The sequence below is a fragment of the Kribbella sp. NPDC050820 genome (assembly GCF_040653975.1).
In the GTDB taxonomy this organism is placed as follows: domain Bacteria; phylum Actinomycetota; class Actinomycetes; order Propionibacteriales; family Kribbellaceae; genus Kribbella.
The window spans coordinates 70,401-86,263 of the sequence record NZ_JBFAHB010000002.1 but is presented as its reverse complement, the minus strand read 5'-3'; the positions used below and the strand labels follow the sequence as shown (position 1 = coordinate 86,263).

12 protein-coding genes are annotated in these 15,863 nt (G+C 69.2%); 8 read left to right on the top strand and 4 right to left on the bottom strand.

Annotated elements, in window-relative coordinates:
• Positions 1 to 91: 91 nt before the first annotated feature.
• Genes AB0H36_RS02740 through AB0H36_RS02730 form a run of 3 tightly spaced genes read left to right on the top strand, consistent with a single transcriptional unit; the run spans position 92 to position 6,220 of the window.
• On the top strand, positions 92 to 3,226 hold the full coding sequence (locus tag AB0H36_RS02740) for an alginate lyase family protein (protein ID WP_360515350.1): 3,135 nt from the start codon (positions 92 to 94) through the stop codon (positions 3,224 to 3,226).
• A 13-nt stretch (positions 3,227 to 3,239) separates the two neighbouring features.
• Entirely contained in the window at positions 3,240 to 4,994 is a 1,755-nt protein-coding gene (locus AB0H36_RS02735) for a putative Ig domain-containing protein (RefSeq protein WP_360515347.1), read from the top strand.
• A gap of 26 nt (positions 4,995 to 5,020) precedes the next feature.
• Positions 5,021 to 6,220, top strand: a complete 1,200-nt coding sequence (locus tag AB0H36_RS02730) for an alginate lyase family protein (protein ID WP_360515344.1) — start codon at positions 5,021 to 5,023, stop codon at positions 6,218 to 6,220.
• A gap of 13 nt (positions 6,221 to 6,233) precedes the next feature.
• On the opposite strand, the gene AB0H36_RS02725 is transcribed toward AB0H36_RS02730, so the two are convergent.
• The gene (locus tag AB0H36_RS02725) at positions 6,234 to 6,800 is read right to left on the bottom strand and encodes a helix-turn-helix domain-containing protein (protein ID WP_360515341.1); all 567 of its coding nucleotides are present in this window, start codon (positions 6,798 to 6,800) and stop codon (positions 6,234 to 6,236) included.
• Positions 6,801 to 6,847: 47 nt separating this feature from the next.
• Between AB0H36_RS02725 and AB0H36_RS02720 the strand changes: the two genes are divergently transcribed.
• Positions 6,848 to 9,256 (top strand): glycoside hydrolase family 3 C-terminal domain-containing protein, encoded by a 2,409-nt coding sequence (locus tag AB0H36_RS02720; RefSeq protein ID WP_360515339.1) that lies wholly within the window; start codon positions 6,848 to 6,850, stop codon positions 9,254 to 9,256.
• Here the strand turns inward: AB0H36_RS02720 and AB0H36_RS02715 are convergent.
• The gene (locus AB0H36_RS02715) at positions 9,216 to 10,142 is read right to left on the bottom strand and encodes a LysR family transcriptional regulator (RefSeq protein WP_360515336.1); all 927 of its coding nucleotides are present in this window, start codon (positions 10,140 to 10,142) and stop codon (positions 9,216 to 9,218) included. The genes AB0H36_RS02720 and AB0H36_RS02715 overlap by 41 nt on opposite strands.
• Positions 10,143 to 10,254: 112 nt before the next feature.
• Here AB0H36_RS02715 and AB0H36_RS02710 point away from each other — a divergent pair, with 112 nt between their 5' ends.
• A complete protein-coding gene (locus AB0H36_RS02710; protein WP_360515333.1) occupies positions 10,255 to 11,277 on the top strand; it encodes a DUF4331 family protein in 1,023 nt (340 codons plus the stop codon).
• A 22-nt stretch (positions 11,278 to 11,299) separates the two neighbouring features.
• Here the strand turns inward: AB0H36_RS02710 and AB0H36_RS02705 are convergent, their stop codons facing one another.
• Positions 11,300 to 12,268: a helix-turn-helix domain-containing protein gene (locus tag AB0H36_RS02705; RefSeq protein WP_360515330.1), complete on the bottom strand. Its 969-nt coding sequence runs from the start codon at positions 12,266 to 12,268 to the stop codon at positions 11,300 to 11,302.
• A gap of 59 nt (positions 12,269 to 12,327) precedes the next feature.
• Between AB0H36_RS02705 and AB0H36_RS02700 the strand changes: the two genes are divergently transcribed.
• From AB0H36_RS02700 to AB0H36_RS02690, 3 genes are read left to right on the top strand one after another with little or no spacing between them, the layout of a single operon-like run.
• Positions 12,328 to 13,566 carry a hypothetical protein gene (locus AB0H36_RS02700; protein WP_360515327.1) on the top strand — a complete coding sequence of 413 codons (1,239 nt, stop codon included), beginning with the start codon at positions 12,328 to 12,330 and terminating at the stop codon, positions 13,564 to 13,566.
• Positions 13,514 to 14,329, top strand: a complete 816-nt coding sequence (locus AB0H36_RS02695) for an ABC transporter ATP-binding protein (RefSeq protein ID WP_360515324.1) — start codon at positions 13,514 to 13,516, stop codon at positions 14,327 to 14,329. The genes AB0H36_RS02700 and AB0H36_RS02695 overlap by 53 nt, the downstream gene beginning before the upstream one ends.
• A complete protein-coding gene (locus tag AB0H36_RS02690) occupies positions 14,326 to 14,976 on the top strand; it encodes a hypothetical protein (protein ID WP_360515321.1) in 651 nt (216 codons plus the stop codon). Before AB0H36_RS02695 ends, AB0H36_RS02690 begins: the two co-directional genes overlap by 4 nt.
• Here the strand turns inward: AB0H36_RS02690 and AB0H36_RS02685 are convergent.
• Positions 14,973 to 15,863: a carbohydrate ABC transporter permease gene (locus tag AB0H36_RS02685; protein ID WP_360515318.1), complete on the bottom strand. Its 891-nt coding sequence runs from the start codon at positions 15,861 to 15,863 to the stop codon at positions 14,973 to 14,975. The genes AB0H36_RS02690 and AB0H36_RS02685 overlap by 4 nt on opposite strands.

Here is a 15,863-nt window from a genome sequence, read left to right as displayed (position 1 = left end):
CGCGCCCGCCTCGACATGTTCGAACCTGTTCGAAATTTTCGGATGATGACGGTCCGTTGATCGATACACCGCGGCCCGGCAGGGTGACGCCATGCTGCTGAACCGTCGCACGCTGCTGATCGCCGCCGGCGGGTCGGTCGCCGCCGCCCACGCCCTCCCCGCGGCCGCCACCCCGACCCCCGCCCCGACCAGCGCCACCTTCACCCACCCCGGCCTGCTGCACACCGCCGAAGACCTGGACCGGATGCGGGCTGCCGTCGCAGCGCGACAGTCACCGGCGTACGACGGCTTCCTCGCACTGGCTGCCCACGCGAGGTCGTCGTACGACTATGCGGTCCGCAACACCGGACACGTCACCTCATGGGGCCGCGGTCCGGCGAACTTCATGGCCGAGGCGGTCAGCGACTCCTGTGCGGCGTACCAGAACGCGCTGATGTGGGCCGTCACCGGCGACGCCCGGCACGCCGCCAAGGCCCGCGACATCCTGAACGTCTGGTCGGACAGCCTGGAGGCGATCACCGGCGCCGACGGGCAGCTCGGATCCGGTCTGCAGGGCTTCAAGTTCGTCAACGCGGCCGAGCTCCTCCGCGAGTACGACGGCTGGGCCGCGGCCGACGTGGAGCGTTGCCGGGAGTCGTTCCGCAAGGTCTGGTACCGCTCCTTCGCCGGTACGGCGTTGTTCGCGAACGGCAACTGGGACGTCGCCGCGCTGCAGGCGATCATCGGAATCGCGGTGTTCTGCGACGACCGGGTGATGTTCGAGGACGCGCTCCGGTACGCCGTGGCCGGCGCGGGCAACGGCCGGATCGAGCACATCGTGGTCGACGCGAGCGGCCAGGGCCAGGAGAGCGGACGCAGCCAGGCCTACGCCCAGCTCGCCCTCGGCCTGCTCGCCAACGTCGCCGCGGTCGCGTGGAACCAGGGCGTCGACCTGTTCGGCCACAGCGACAACCGCATCCTGACGGGCTTCGAGTACACCGCTCGCTACAACCTCGGCGACGACAGCGTTCCGTTCGTCCAGGACCTCGACCGCACCGGCAAGTACCTCAAGACGGCCATCGCCACCGGCAACCGTGGTCAGTTCCAGCCGATCTACGAGCTTGCCTACGGCCACTACGTCGGCCGGCGCGGTCTGCCGGCGCCGTACCTGGCGCAAGTCGTGCGCGGTCGCGTCGAGGGCACCAACGACGACCACCCGGGTTTCGGCACCCTGACCCACGCCGGCGCGGCACCCGTTCAACCCGCGCTCCCCGGCGTTCCGTCCGGCTTGACTGTTCGCGACAACAGACTCACCTGGGCCGCGTCGGTCGACGCAACCAGCTACACCGTGAAGCGCAACTCCGAACCGATCGCCACCGTGACCTCGCCGAGCTACCCGGTGCAGCTCCCCGGTCGCTACACCGTCGAGGCCACCAACGCTCTTGGCGCCAGTGCGGAGTCACTGCCGATCGATCACCAGCGATTGCCTTGGGCAAGCAAAGACATCGGCTCGATCCGTCCCGGACGCACCGACTTCGACGGCCAGACCCTGACGATCGAGGCGGCCGGCGCCGACCTCAGCGCGGGCTTCCGCTTCGTCTACTACCCACTGGACGGCGACGGCACGGTCACCGCTCGCGTCGTCCACCCGGTCAGCTCGCAGTACGCGACCCTCGGCGTGATGATGCGCCAGACGTTGGACGCCGACTCTGCTCACGCGTCCATGCTCATCCAGGGACTCCCCCTCCACACCTGGAGTGGAGTGTGGACCGTCCGGCCGACTACCGGCGCACCGACCACGGGCACCGGCAGCACTCTCGTCCCACCAACGCAGCAAGCAGCCATCACCGCCAACGCCGGCTTCCCGATCTCCGACCTGGGCACGCTTCCGACCTCAGCAACGCCGCTCCAAGCGCCGTACGTCGAAGCAGCCAGCGACGGCTACCGCCTGCGCCGCCCGTACTGGGTCCGCATCGTCCGCAACGGCAACAAGTTCACCGGATCGATCTCGCCCGACGGCGAAACCTGGTCCGAGGTCGGCTCGTCCACGCTGCACCTCGGTCGCCTGCTGTACGTCGGCATCGCCGTCTGCGGCGGCCTCGGTGACGCCGAGACCACCACCGCCGCCTTCGACAACCTCAGCGCATCCCGCCCCAGCGCACCCGTGGGACCGCTGACGGCAAAACCCTCGACCAGCGCGATCGAGCTCGCCTGGACCGACCTCGACGTCAACGCCACCTACACGATCCGCCGCAGTTCAGGCGGTCCGTACAAGGTGATCGCGACCGGGGTGTCCGGCTTCGGTGTGGAGACGCGCTATCGCGATGCGTCCGGAGTACCAGGCACGAAGTACAGCTATGTCGTCGCGAAGACCGACGGCCCCTGCTCGTCACTGGCTTCGGCGCGGATGCCCCTCCCACCGCAGCCGACGATCACCAGCGCGACCACCGCCTACGCCAACGTCGGCACCCGCTTCGAATTCCGAATCGCCGCCACCAACGATCCGTCGAGCTTCGAGGCGACCGGCCTCCCCCGCGGCCTCGGCGTGGACCAGAGCACCGGCATCATCTCCGGAAAGCCCACAGAACAAGGGCGTTTCGCCGTCCAGCTGAAGGCAGCCACGGCGACGGCCACCCTCGACCTGACCGTCACCGCGCCGCCACCGCAGCCGTGGGCCTACCGCGACATCGGCGACTACGTGCTCGACGAACGCCAACTCGCCACCTTCAGCGCGGTCGCGATCCGCACCCCCGGGATCACCAGCTACGAGGCCGGTCGCTTCACCGTCCGCGGCGCCGGCGTCGACCTCAACATCATCAACCAGGGCATGACCGCGCAGTACGTCTCCCAACTGGTCACCGGAGACCGCACCCTCACCGCCCGTGTCCTCAGCAGTGACACCGGCGGCCGGATCGGCTTGCTCATGACCAAGTCGCTGTCGCCGTTCGACCAGTCCGCCGGCGCGATCCGGACCGGCGACAAACTCCAGTTCGTACGACGCCTCCGCGTGGCGACCGGCCTGGTCACCACCGAGGTCACCGGGACCGCGGTCTGGCTGCGGTTGCGTCGTACTGGGGAGACGTTCCAGGCCGAGACGTCCGCGGACGGCGAGACCTGGACGTCGCTCGGCGAGCCGGCCGCGATCCCGGGCTTCGGCGACGCGCCGTACCACGCCGGGCTGGCCGTGGTGTCCCGCAATCCCTTCGTGCTCAACACGACCGTCTTCGACCACGTGACGATCAACTAAGGAGCTCCTGCCGATGACCGCAGAACTTACCCGACGCCGCCTCCTGCAGGCGACCGGCGCCACCGTTGCCGCCGGCTACGTCACAACCCAGGCCGCAACAGCAACCGCCGAGACGAAGGCGCCGCGGCTGAAGACGTACCCGATCCCGGACGGCATCGCCCAGGCGACCACGTTCGACGTCAAGGTCCGGACCGGTCCCGGTCCGTGGCAGCCGGTGCCGACGTACTCGGTCAACCTCAAGATCATCAACGCGCAGACCGGATCCGGCCAGATCCAGAAGTCCTCGCTGGCCTACTTCGACTTCGCCGGCCCGGTCGAGGTGATGGTCACCTACACCAAGGGCACGGTGAACACCGCGCGGGTCCGGCCGCTGTCGTACGGCGTCACGCCGACGATCGAGACGAATACGGTCAAGTTCACCCTGACCGAGCCGCGCAAGGTCGTGGTCGAGGTGAACGGCGAGATCTTCGACTGCCTGCACCTGCTCACCCGTCCGATCGAAACGGCCGCGCCCTCCCCCGACGACCCGGACGTGATCTACTACGGCCCCGGCGTGCACACCACCGCGACCGGTCAGCTGGAGGTGCCCAGCGGGAAGACCGTCTATCTGGCCGGCGGCGCCGTACTGAAGGCCTCGGTGATCTTCCGGAACGTCACGAACGCGGGCCTGACCGGACGCGGTGTCATCTACGGCACCAACGGCGGCGGCTGCACCATCGTGAGCTCGAAGAACATCCAGGTCGACGGCATCTCGATGCTCAACCTGGCCACCGGGTACGCGATCACCGCCGGGATGTCGGAGCAGGTCTCGATCACCGACTTCGGCTACTTCAGCGCGGGTCAGTGGGGTGACGGCATCGACGTCTTCTCCAGTAGCGACGTACTGATCGACAGGTCGTTCCTGCGCTGCTCGGACGACTGTGTCGCGCTCTACACGCATCGCTGGGACTACTACGGCGACACCCGCAACGTCACCGTGCAGAACTCCAGCCTCTGGGCGGACGTCGCACACGCGATCAACGTCGGCACCCACGGCAACACGGCCGCGCCCGAGGTGCTGGAGAACCTGACCGTCAGCAACGTCGACATCCTCGACCACCGCGAGCCGCAGAAGTTGTACCAGGGCTGCATAGCGCTCAACCCCGGCGACAGCAACCTGGTCCGGAACGTGCGGATCGAGAACGTCCGGGTCGAGGACTTCCGCTGGGGCCAGTTCATCCACTTCCGGATCGCCTACAACAAGACCTACAACACCTCCCCCGGCCGCGGCATCGAAGGCGTCTACGTCAAGAACCTCACCTACACCGGGCAGCACGCCGAGACCGCGATGATGCTCGGGTACGACGAGACCCGCGGGATCAAGGACGTCACGTTCCAGAACCTCGTCGTCAACGGCACCGTGATCGCCTCGACGATGCGCAAGCCCGGCTGGTTCTCGGTCGCCGACATGGTGCCGATGCACGTCAACGAGCACGTCACGAACCTGCGCTGGCTGGACGCGGCCACCGCCCCGACGACCACGCCGCCCACCGTCACGACACCGGCCACCGCTGAGCTCACCGCCGGTGCGCCGGTCGTGCTCACGATCAGCGCGACCGGCTTCCCGACCGGCTTCGGCGCGCAAGGACTGCCGACCGGCCTGACCGTCGACCCGACCACCGGTGTGATCACCGGCGCCCCGACCAGCCCCGGCACGTACAACGCGACGCTGACCGTCACGAACGTCGCCGGCACGACCACGAAGAGCCTCATCGTCACCGTCCTCTGATCCACCGCCCCGAAGGAGAAGGACAGTTGAAGGAGATCGATCGACGTACCTTGCTGAAGGGAGCCGGGGGTGCCGCGGTCGCGGCCGCCGTCGGCGTCACCGCGACAGGTGCAGCGGCCGCACCGGCCACGTTCACGCACCCGGGCGCGCTGCACATCTGGGGTGACCTGAACCGCGCGAAGGTTCGGGTTGCCGCAGGCGACGACCCGTGGCTGTCCGGCTACAACAAGCTGATCGCCAACTCGCACGCGCAGTCGACCTGGCAGCCGAATCCACAGGCGACGATCATCCGCGGCGGCGACGGGCAGAACTACGGCATCCTCTACAACGACATCCATGCCGCTTACCAGAACGCCCTGCGGTGGTGGATCACCGGTTCCACCGCACACGGCGACTGCGCACGCAACATCCTGAACGCCTGGTCGGCGACGCTCACCACCGTCACCGGCAACGCAGACCGGTTCCTGGCGGCCGGCATCTACGGCTACCAGTTCGCGAACGTGGCCGAGCTGATGCGCGGCTACCCGGGCTTCGACCTGGCCCGGTTCAAGACGATGATGCTGAACGTCTTCTACCCGCTGAACAACTCGTTCCTGATCAACCACAACGACGCGTGCATCACCAACTACTGGGCCAACTGGGACCTGTGCACGATGAACTCGATCCTGGCGATCGCGATCCTGTGCGACGACGGGGCGAAGTACGACCAGGCGGTGAACTACTTCAAGAACGGCGCCGGCAACGGCGCGATCCGGAACGCGATCCCGTTCGTCTACGACTCCGAGGGCCTGGCCCAGTGGCAGGAGGCGGGCCGCGACCAGGGCCACACGGTGATGGGCATCGGGCAGATGGGCGCCTTCTGCGAGATGGCGTGGAACCAGGGCGAGGACCTGTACGGCTACGACAACAACCGGTTCATGAAGGCGGCGCAGTACGTCGCGAAGTACAACCTCGGCCAGGACGTGCCGTTCACCAAGTACAGCTGGGGCACGGGCCAGAACTGCGCCTACCAGGAGCACACCGTGATCTCCAGCGCGAGCCGCGGCCAGCTCCGGCCGGTCTGGGAGATCCTGCACTTCCACTACACCCGGCGGAAGTTCCTGTCGGTGCCGTACATCTCCCAGATGGCCGCGCTGGTCCGGCCGGAGGGAGGCGGCGGCGACTACGGACCGAACAGCGGCGGCTTCGACCAGACCGGCTTCGGCACGGTCATGTACGCGAAGTAGGCCGAAGTCTTTGTCATAGCAGCTCGATCAGGTGGTCGAGCAGGTCCCCCGGCTGGTCCGGCAGCCGGAACTGCGACTGGACCTGCAGGCCGTCGGACAGGGCGATCAGCAGGGCGGCGATCTTCTCCGGATCGGCCGCCGCGCTGATCGTCCCGTCCGCCTGCCGGACCCGAACGCCCTCGGCGAGTGCTTCCCGCAGCTGCTGGTACCGCTCCACGAAGAACTCGTGCGCGCCGTGCTGCGGATCCCCCGCCTCCGCCGAGAAGGTCGAGTACAGCTGGACCAGTCCCGGTACGTCGGTATTGTGCCGGACGATCGCGGTCAGCTTGCCGACCACGTCGTACTGGTCGCCCAGTCGTGCGGCGTCGGCCTCGTCGCGGGCGCGCAGCACCGCCTCGAACAGCTGCTCCTTCGAGCCGAAGTAGTGCAGCAGGCCGGCCTCGCTCAGGCCGACCGCGGCCGCCAGCTCGCGGGTGGACGTCTTGCGGTACCCGTTCCGGGCGATCACCTCGAGCGCGGCGGTCAGGATCTGCTCGCGCTTGGCGACCCCTTTCGCGTACGGACCTCTGGTGGTTGCCATGTTTCAAAACCTAGCATCACTCGGTTTTGGCGCGTACAGTGACACGCATGCGCGACGTCAAGGAACTGCTCGACCGGCTGAGCCTCGAGGAGAAGGTCCGGATCCTGACCGGCCAGGACTTCTGGTCCACCCATCCGCTCCCCGGGATCGGGCTGCGGTCGATGGTGCTGTCGGACGGCCCGAGCGGGGTCCGCGGCGCAGTGTGGGACGAGCGCGACCCGTCGCTCAACCTGCCCTCGGCGACCGCGCTCTCGTCGTCGTGGGACCTCGAGATCGCACACCGCTACGGCGTGGTGTCCGCACTCGAGGCGCGTCGCAAGAGCGTGGACGTCGTACTCGGGCCGACCATCAACCTGCACCGGTCCCCGCTCGGCGGGCGGCACTTCGAGGCGTTCAGCGAGGATCCCGTCCTGACCGCCGAGCTCGCCGCCGCCTACGTGGCCGGTGTGCAGGAGCTCGGTGTCGGCGCGACCCCGAAGCACTACGTCGCGAACGACTTCGAGACCGAGCGCTTCACCGCCGACGTGGTCGTCAGCGACCGGGCGTTGCGCGAGGTGTACCTGCTGGCCTTCGAGAAGGCGGTCACCGAGTCGAAGGCGTGGCTGGTGATGAGCGCCTACAACTCGATCAACGGCGCCACCGCCTCGGAGAACGAGCTGCTCGAGACCCCACTGAACAGCGAGTGGGGCTTCGACGGGGTCGTGGTGAGCGACTGGACCGCCGTACGCAGCCTGGAGAGTGCCAAGCACTCGCAGGACCTGGCGATGCCGGGACCGACCGGGGCGTGGGGGGACGCCCTGGTCGAGGCAGTCCGGTCCGGGGAGATCGACGAAGACGTGATCGACCGCAAGGTACTGCGGTTGCTCGCGCTGGCCGCCCGGGTCGGCGCTCTCGAGGGCTCCGAGAAGCCGGCCGAGGTTCCGCAGCTGGACGGTGTCGCGTTCGCGCGTACGGCGGCCGCCGAAGGCTCGGTGCTGTTGCAGAACAACGGCGAGCTGCCGTGGAGCTCTCGGGCGCTGCAGCGGGTCGCGGTGATCGGGCACAACGCCCGGGACGCGCGGACCCAGGGCGGCGGAAGCGCGACTGTCATCCCGGCGTCCGTGGTCTCGCCGCTGGACGGGATTCGCGCTGCCCTGCCCGGCGCCGAGGTGACGTACTCGCTCGGCGCGGTCGTGCAGGAAGGCGTTGCGGAGCTGCCGCTGGCCACCATGACGAACCCGGCGACCGGCGAGCCCGGTGCCCGGGCGCGGTTCCTCGACGCGGACGGCTCCGAGCTGTTCGCGGAGGACCGGTTCTCCAGCGCGCTGGTCTACCTCGGCGGGAACGCGCCGATCACCGAGGCCGCGGTCTTCGAGTTCCGGACGACGTACACGCCGGCCGAGTCCGGTTCGGTGCTGCTCGGGTTCGCGTCGGTCGGCCACGGCCGAATCTTTGCCGACGGCAAGCTTCTGCACGAGGCCACCGCGGTCCCGGTCGGCACTGACCTCGGCGCGGCGATCCTGTCACCGCCGTCGATCTCCACGCCGCTCGACGTGACCGCCGGCCAGTCGGTCGACGTCCGCGTCGAGCTCGACCTGCCGACCCGCGAAGGCGGTCTCAGCAACGCGCTCAGCATCACCGTCGGCGTGGAGCCCGACCCGTCGGACCCGCAGGCGCTGATCGACGAGGCCGTCGCGGCAGCCCGGGCCGCCGATGTCGCCGTCGTGGTGGTCGGCACGAACTCGAAGGTCGAGTCCGAGGGCTACGACCGCAGCACGCTCGCACTTCCCGGTCTCCAGGACGACCTGGTCCGGGCCGTCGCCGCGGCCAACCCGCGCACGGTCGTGGTCGTCAACGCAGGCTCGCCCGTGCTGCTGCCCTGGCGTGGCGAGGTTGCCGCGCTCCTGGTCACCTACTTCGGTGGCCAGGAGTACGGCAACGCCTTGGCCGACGTGCTCCTCGGCGGGGTGGAGCCCGGCGGCCGGCTTCCGACCACGTGGCCGGTCGCGGAGTCCGACGTACCGGTCATCGACGTGACGCCGCGCGACGGAGTCGTCCGCTACGACGAAGGCATCCACATCGGCTACCGGGCCTGGCTCCGGGCCGGCACGCAGCCTGCGTACGAGTTCGGCCACGGCCTCGGCTACACCTCCTGGCAGCTGTCCGACCTCCGCGCCGTCGACCCGTCGTCGGTCGCGATGACCGTGCACAACACCGGCGACCGCTCCGGCAAGCACGTCGTCCAGGTGTACGCCGAACGGCCCGAGTCCACCGTGGATCGCCCGACCCGCTGGCTGGCCGGGTTCACCGTCGTACGCCTCGAGCCTGGTCAGGCCCGCGAGATCACGGTCCAACTCCACGAGCGCACCTTCGACCACTGGGACAACGGCTGGACCACCGAACCCGGCAGCTTCACCTTGCGCGCCGGCTCCTCCGTCACCGACCTCCCCCTGGCAACCGACCTCGAACTGCCGTAGCGATCCGGAGCAGATCTTCGGCTGCGACCGGCAGGGCGTGGGTCTTGGGCCAGACGGCGCGCAGTCGTCGGTGCAGGTCGGCGTCGGCGAGCTCCACCTCGATGAGATGTCCCAGGGCGAGATCGTTCTGCACGGTCGCAGCGCTGAGTACGGCCGGGCCGATGCCAGCGGCAACCGCGCTGCGTACGGCGGCGTTGACCTCGAGCACGACCAACGGCGGCACCGACTGAAGCTTCGCGGTCGCGAAGATGCGGTCCAGGGTCTCCCGAGTGCCCGACCCGTGTTCGCGCACGATCAACGGCGTCTCGGCGAGCTCGGTGAGCGGCACCGGCCGGCGACGGCGTGCCCACGGGTGCGACCGGGCGACGACGACGGCGAGCCGGTCCGTGGCAACGGTCCGCGAGCTGAGCCCACGAGGCACTGTGGGCGCTTCGGTGAACCCGATGCTGATCTCGCGACGGGCAGCAAGCTCGGTCACCTGCTCGGAGTTGGTCACCCGCAGGCTGAGCTGAACGCCGGGCGACTGCCGCTGCAGCTCCGCGAGCCAGGCCGGCAGGAAGTTCTCGGCGAGCGTCATGCTGGCCGCGAGCCGCAGGTCCTGGTCCCGGGCCGTACGGAGCGCCGTCGCGCCGGCCATCAGGGTGTGGACTTCGCCGAGCACGCGCTCGGACCATTGGCAGACGGCTTTGCCTTCGGTAGTGAGCACCGAGCCATGGGTTCCGCGTTCGGCGAGCGGCAGCCCGAGCCTGCGCTCCAGCATGCTGAGCCGTTTGCTGGCCGCCGGCTGGCTGATCTGCAGCCGGTCCGCGGCCTGGCCGAGGCTGCCGAGCTCGGCGACGAGCGTGAGCAGCATCAGGCTGTCGAGATCCGGCAGGGGTTCGCTCATAACCACTGATTATGAGCAGTTGCCGGATTGCCGGGTACCCCGCCCGAGCGGGGGCGACGATGCTCGACGGCAGAGCCCACCCAAGGGCACCGATCACAGGGAGACCGCCAGCATGTCGCACCACCTCGACACACCGCTCGCCCGGCAGAACGGCCAGCTCTACATCGACGACCTGTACGTGTTCCCGGGGCACGAGAGCACGGTGTTCGTCATGGACGTCAACTCGACGATCACCGAGCCCGACGTCCAGCCCGGCTTCCATTCCGAGGCCCGCTACGAGTTCAAGGTGCACGTCGACGACGCGGAGACCGAGACACTCACCTACCGGGTGTCCTTCGAAGAGCGCGACGTGTACGGCGGGCAGCCGCTGACCGTGCACGTGCTGACCGGCGACGACGCTTCGAACGACGAGGCCGAGGGCGAGCTTGTCCTGCAGGGCGACGCAGGTCAGCCGGTCGAGGGGCCGGGCATCCGGCTGTGGGCCGGGCTGATCGCGGACTCCTTCTACATCGATCTGGCGCTGCTGGCCCGGGTCAATGCCGCCGTACACGACGGGACCGCTGTCGACCTGTCCGGCTGGCAGCCCGAGCAGGCGCAGAACAGCTTCGCCGGCACCACCGTCGAGTCGATCGTGCTGGAGATCTCGCATCAGCACCCGGTGCTGCGGCCCGGCGCCCGGATCGGGGTCTGGTGCACCACGAAGCTGGCCACCGACGCCGGTGGGTGGCGGCAGATCAACCGTGCCGGTCACCCGATGATGTGGCCGATCTTCTGGCCTGACGACACCCGGTTCACCTACCCGGCCAACACCCGGCACCCCTCCCAGGACTTCGAGGCCGACGGCAAGAACCTGGCCGAACGCGTCACCGCGGTCGTCGCGGCCGGCGGCACGTCGGACGATCCGCACGGGTACGGCGAAACCGTCGCCCGCCAACTGTTCCCCGACGTACTCCCCTATCGCGTCGGCACCCCGGCCACCTTCGGCTTCGCAACCCGCAACGGCCGCACGCTCGCCGACAACGCCCCCGAGGTGATGCTCTCCCTGGTCGCCGGCACTGCCATCCCCTCCGGCCTGAAGCCCTCCATCTCCACCCGCCTCCGCCAACCCAACTTCCCCTACGTCGTCCCCGCCTGACGCCGCCGGCGGGCCGCGGCACCTAGGGTCTTCGGCGGTTCGGCGTCGGTCGTCGGGCGACTCGGCGGCCGGTGTCGGACTGCCAGTAGAGGACTGAGCGGCCGGATCGGCGGCGTTCGAGGAGGCCGGCGTCCGTGAGCACGCGGAGATGGTCGGACACCGTGGCCGGCGACAGACCGGTCGTGGCGACCAGGACCGTCGTGCTGACCGGGTTCGCGGCCTCGACCAGGATCCGCGCGCGGTTGCGGCCGAGCAGTTGCACCAGCGGCTCGGTCTGGGGTTCGGCGCCGGCGAAAATCCCGGAGACGGGGTAGGTCAACGCGAACCGGTCCGGCTTGCGCCAGGAGACGTTCACACCTCTCGTGTGCGCCGCGATGAACATCAGGTCCTGCCCGCGGATGTCCGTGACCGGGTAGTCCCAACGGTTGATCTGGATCCGCCCGTCGCCCAGCCACCGAACATCCGGCCCGAGCCCTTCCAGCACCCCGGACCAGCCGTGCTCACTCAGCCTGGACGTCCGGGACATGATGTCGGCCTGGAGCAGTCGCAACCGCCGCGGCCACTCGGGCTCGATCGTTTCCGTCCAGATCCAGGTGAGCAGCTCGGCCGCTTGCCCGCCCAGGCCGGTCGACTCGAGCAGGACGTCCGGCAGCGGCGTCCGTACGACGCTCAGGTCCGCCCGGATGTCGTCGTCGTCCAGGCTGATCATCAACTCGAGCTCGTCGGCCAGCACCTGGTCCGGCTCCAACGGCGGGACGGTGATGAAGTCGGCAACCCAGCTCCGGCCGAAGGCGTTGTCGACAATCGCCGCCCAGACCGGGTTTTGCCGCAACTGGTCCTGGAACGCGGCCACGTGGGCGTCCTTCCACGCGCGGTACCACGGCTCGGTCGGCGCCCGCAGCATCTTCAGCGCGGACACCGTCTCGGTGAGCTGCGAGGTGCCGAACCGGGCGTTCGCCAGGGTGTCGGCATCGGCCAGGAACTCGGACAACGTTTCGCCTCCACCCGAAACTGTAGGCGGCGCCGGCGCATCCGTCGATCCTCACTGGCATGACGACGTACCGGCAGCTCTTCGCGAATCGGGAGTTCCGCAGCCTGTGGATCGGGAGCGCGCTCGGCAACGCGTCGGCGACCATGACGAGCTTGACGCTCGCCCTGATGGTCGACGCCGCGACCGGGTCCGCGCTGCTGGCGGCAATGGTGATGTTCGGGCCGTCGCTGGCCCAGGTGCTGGGCGCGTCCACGCTGATGTCCGCGGCGGACACCGCGCGGCCGCGCCGGGTGCTGACGCTACTCGCCGGATTGTCGACAATCGCCGCCGCCGTCCAGGCCGCCTTCGACCTCGGCGCTGGGCTCCGGCTGCTGATCACGCTGCTGGTGGCCTACGGACTGTCGATCGGTTCCGGGGTCCGCTCCGGCCTGCTGAACGAGGTGGTCGGCCAGGACCAGTTCGTCCTCGGCCGTTCGGCGATGAACCTGTCGGTCGGCGCGATGCAGATCGCCGGCTTCGGCACAGCGGGATTGTTGCTCCAGGACCTCAGACCGTCGGACGTCCTCTGGCTGGCCGCGGCCTGCTCGGCGCTGGCGATCCCGGTGATCTGGTTCGGCCTGCTCGACCGGAAGCCACGCCGCCTCGCCCGCACCAGCCTCGTGGAGACCTGGCGCGGCAATCAGCGGTTGCTCGGCCAGGCCCGGACCCGCCCGTTGCTGCTGGCCCTGACTCTCCCCAACGGACTCGTCGTCGGTTGCGAGGCCCTCTTCGTCCCGTACGCCGGTTCGGACGCCGGCTGGCTGCTGGCCGCGGGTGCCGCCGGCATGATGACCGGCGACCTGGTCGTCGGCCGCTTCCTCAGCCGCTCCGGTCGCCGCACGGCCGGGCGCTGGCTGCGCATCATGCTGGCCGTGCCGTTCCTCGGCTTCGCGTTCGACCTGCACATCGCCGTACTTGCTGGGCTCGTCGCACTCGGCAGCAGTGGCTACGCGGCATCGCTGTCCCAGCAGGAGGTGCTCGTCGACCTGACGCCGACGGATCTCCGCGGGCAGGTGCTCGGGCTGGAGTCGGCGCTGCGGATGACGACGTTCGGGGTGGTCGCGATCCTGGCCGGCGCGCTCGCCGACCTCACCTCCCCCGCCCCGGCGATCACAGCCCTCGCCGCCGCGTCGCTGCTGGTCTCGCTCGTCCTCACCCGGCCGCTGGCCCGCGTGATGAACCCCGAGGCCCGGATAGGCTCGCGCCATGGAGGTAGTGCGGCTGCGGAGGGTCTCGAAGAGGTACGGCCGCCGGCGTGAGGTCCTCGCGGACGTCGACCTGCAGCTCGCTGCCGGCGAGCTGCTCGCTCTGGTCGGCGCGAACGGCTCGGGCAAGTCGACCGTCCTGAAGCTCATGGTCGGCCTGTCGCGGCCGACGTCGGGGACGGTACGGCGGAGTGCCCGGATCGTCAGCTACGTGCCGGACGTGTTCGCGTCCCACGATCGGCTCTCGGCGTCGGCGTACCTGCGCCACATGGGACGGATCCGCGGGCTCAGCGCGCACGCGGCCAAGGCGCGATCCGATGCACTGCTGGAGAGGCTGGCCCTCGCGGGCGGCGCGGGCACCCCGATGCGGAAGCTGTCGAAAGGCAACGCGCAGAAGGTCGCACTGGCCCAGGCGTTGCTCGAACCTCCCGAGCTGCTGGTGCTCGACGAGCCGTGGTCCGGACTGGACGCAACCGCGCACAGCACCTTGCGCGAGCTTCTCGCCGAGACCGCGGCGGCAGGCGCGGCGGTCGCCTTCACCGAGCACTCCGACCACGTCGTCCGCTCGACAGCGACCCGAGTCTGCGAGCTCCGCGACGGCAGGCTGGTCACCTCAGCCCGAACCTCCGTCACCGAGATCTCCCTGGTGGCCGGCCAACCGCTCGACTGGACCACCCAACCCAACGTCCTGGAGGTACGGCGGCACGCCGACGGCGTCACGTTGTCACTACCGACCGGCCGCCACGACGCCGCCTTGCTGACCGCGTTGAACCACGGATGGTCGGTCACCACGGTTCGCCAGGTGAGGTCCGAGTGACCGCTCTCTACCGCTACCTGATCACTAGCGTCCTGCTCTCCCAGCGCTATCTGCCACCCACCCTGATCTTCCTGGCCGCGCTGGCTGTCGGCACGAGCTCGGACTCCGGCCCGCTCGAGTCGTCCTACGCGTTCTGCGTGCTCGCGATGCTGGTCTGCTCGACCTGGCTGACCGTTGCCATCGTCAACCACGAGGACCCGACCCAGCACCAGATCACCCTGGTGATGATCGGCGACTCGCTGCGCGTCCTCGCGATCACGGTCGCCGTGGTCCTGACCTGGTGCACCCCGCTGCTGGCGATTGGGCTCGCCTACCCGATCGTCACCGGCAAGCATGTCGTGACCGTCGGCGCGCTCGCCGTCGGCGCCGCGGCTCAGCTCTCCGCCGCGATGATCGGCAGCGCGATCGGCCTGCTGTGCTCGCGCCTCGTCATCCCGCGGATCGGGATCGCCACGCTGACCGCGGCCGCGGCGATCCTCGCCGTACTGCTGCTCCGCTGGATCTCGCCGATCCGGCCGCTGATGACGCTGCTGTCCAACGAGCACTCGCCGGCCGACAACGCCGTACCACTCACTCTGCTGACGGCGTTGTCGGCGGTCCTCCTGATCGCCGCGGTCCTTGCGACCCGCGCGCTGGCGGATCGCTAGCGGCTGAAGCCGGCGGTCAGGCCGCTGAGGAGCTGGCGGCGGCCGATGGCGTAGAGGATGACGATGGGCAGCGTGCTCAGCATGACCGACGCGAGCACGGCCGGGATGTTGACGCTGAACTGCCCCTGGAAGGTCCACAGGCCGAGCGGAAGCGTGCGCTTGTCGGGGCTCTGGGTCAGGATCAGCGGCAGCAGGAAGCCGTTCCACACGGCCAGGCCGTTGTAGATGCTGACCGTGACGAGGGCCGGCCGGGTCAGCGGCAGGGCGAGCTTGCGGAGCATGTCCCACTCACTCGCGCCGTCGACCCGCATCGACTCGAACAGCTCCTTCGGCACGTCCCGGATGAAGTTCGTCAGCACCAGCACCGACAGCGGGATCGCGAACGCGACCGACGGCAGGATGATCGCCAGCAGGCTGTCGTACAGGCGCATCCGGATGATCAGCAGGTAGACCGGGATGATCGTGGCCTGCAGCGGGATCGCCAGACCCATCAGGAACATGCCGTTGATCCCGGCCAGGAACCTGCTGCCGGCGCCCCGGACGATCGCGTACGCGGCCATGAACGCGATCGCGACGGCCGGGATCACGGTGCCGGCCGTCACGATGACGCTGTTCAGGAAGTACTGGCCGAAGTCGTTCTCGATCACCAGCCGGTAGTTCGCCAGCGTCGGGTCGGCCGGGAGCGCGAACGGGTTCTGGCTGAAGTACGCCGTCTGGTCCTTGAAGCTGGTCACCACGATCCAGTACAGCGGGACCATCACGATCACCAGCCACAACCAGGCCGCGGCGCCGCCGAACCAGTTGAGCTGCAGGAGCTTGCGGACGTTCAAGCGTGCCCGGGAGGGACGGCGGCCGGCCGTCTGCGCCTCGGTGGTCGCCACTGCCAT

Excerpts from the sequence above, each read along its gene's own strand:
- AB0H36_RS02685 (WP_360515318.1), bottom strand. The coding sequence starts at position 15,863 with ATGGCAGTGGCGACCACCGAGGCGCAGACGGCCGGCCGCCGTCCCTCC.
- AB0H36_RS02725 (WP_360515341.1), bottom strand. The coding sequence starts at position 6,800 with ATGGCAACCACCAGAGGTCCGTACGCGAAAGGGGTCGCCAAGCGCGAG.
- AB0H36_RS02710 (WP_360515333.1), top strand. The coding sequence starts at position 10,255 with ATGTCGCACCACCTCGACACACCGCTCGCCCGGCAGAACGGCCAGCTC.
- AB0H36_RS02715 (WP_360515336.1), bottom strand. The coding sequence starts at position 10,142 with ATGAGCGAACCCCTGCCGGATCTCGACAGCCTGATGCTGCTCACGCTC.
- AB0H36_RS02695 (WP_360515324.1), top strand. The coding sequence starts at position 13,514 with ATGGAGGTAGTGCGGCTGCGGAGGGTCTCGAAGAGGTACGGCCGCCGG.
- AB0H36_RS02720 (WP_360515339.1), top strand. The coding sequence starts at position 6,848 with ATGCGCGACGTCAAGGAACTGCTCGACCGGCTGAGCCTCGAGGAGAAG.
- AB0H36_RS02740 (WP_360515350.1), top strand. The coding sequence starts at position 92 with ATGCTGCTGAACCGTCGCACGCTGCTGATCGCCGCCGGCGGGTCGGTC.
- AB0H36_RS02700 (WP_360515327.1), top strand. The coding sequence starts at position 12,328 with ATGACGACGTACCGGCAGCTCTTCGCGAATCGGGAGTTCCGCAGCCTG.
- AB0H36_RS02735 (WP_360515347.1), top strand. The coding sequence starts at position 3,240 with ATGACCGCAGAACTTACCCGACGCCGCCTCCTGCAGGCGACCGGCGCC.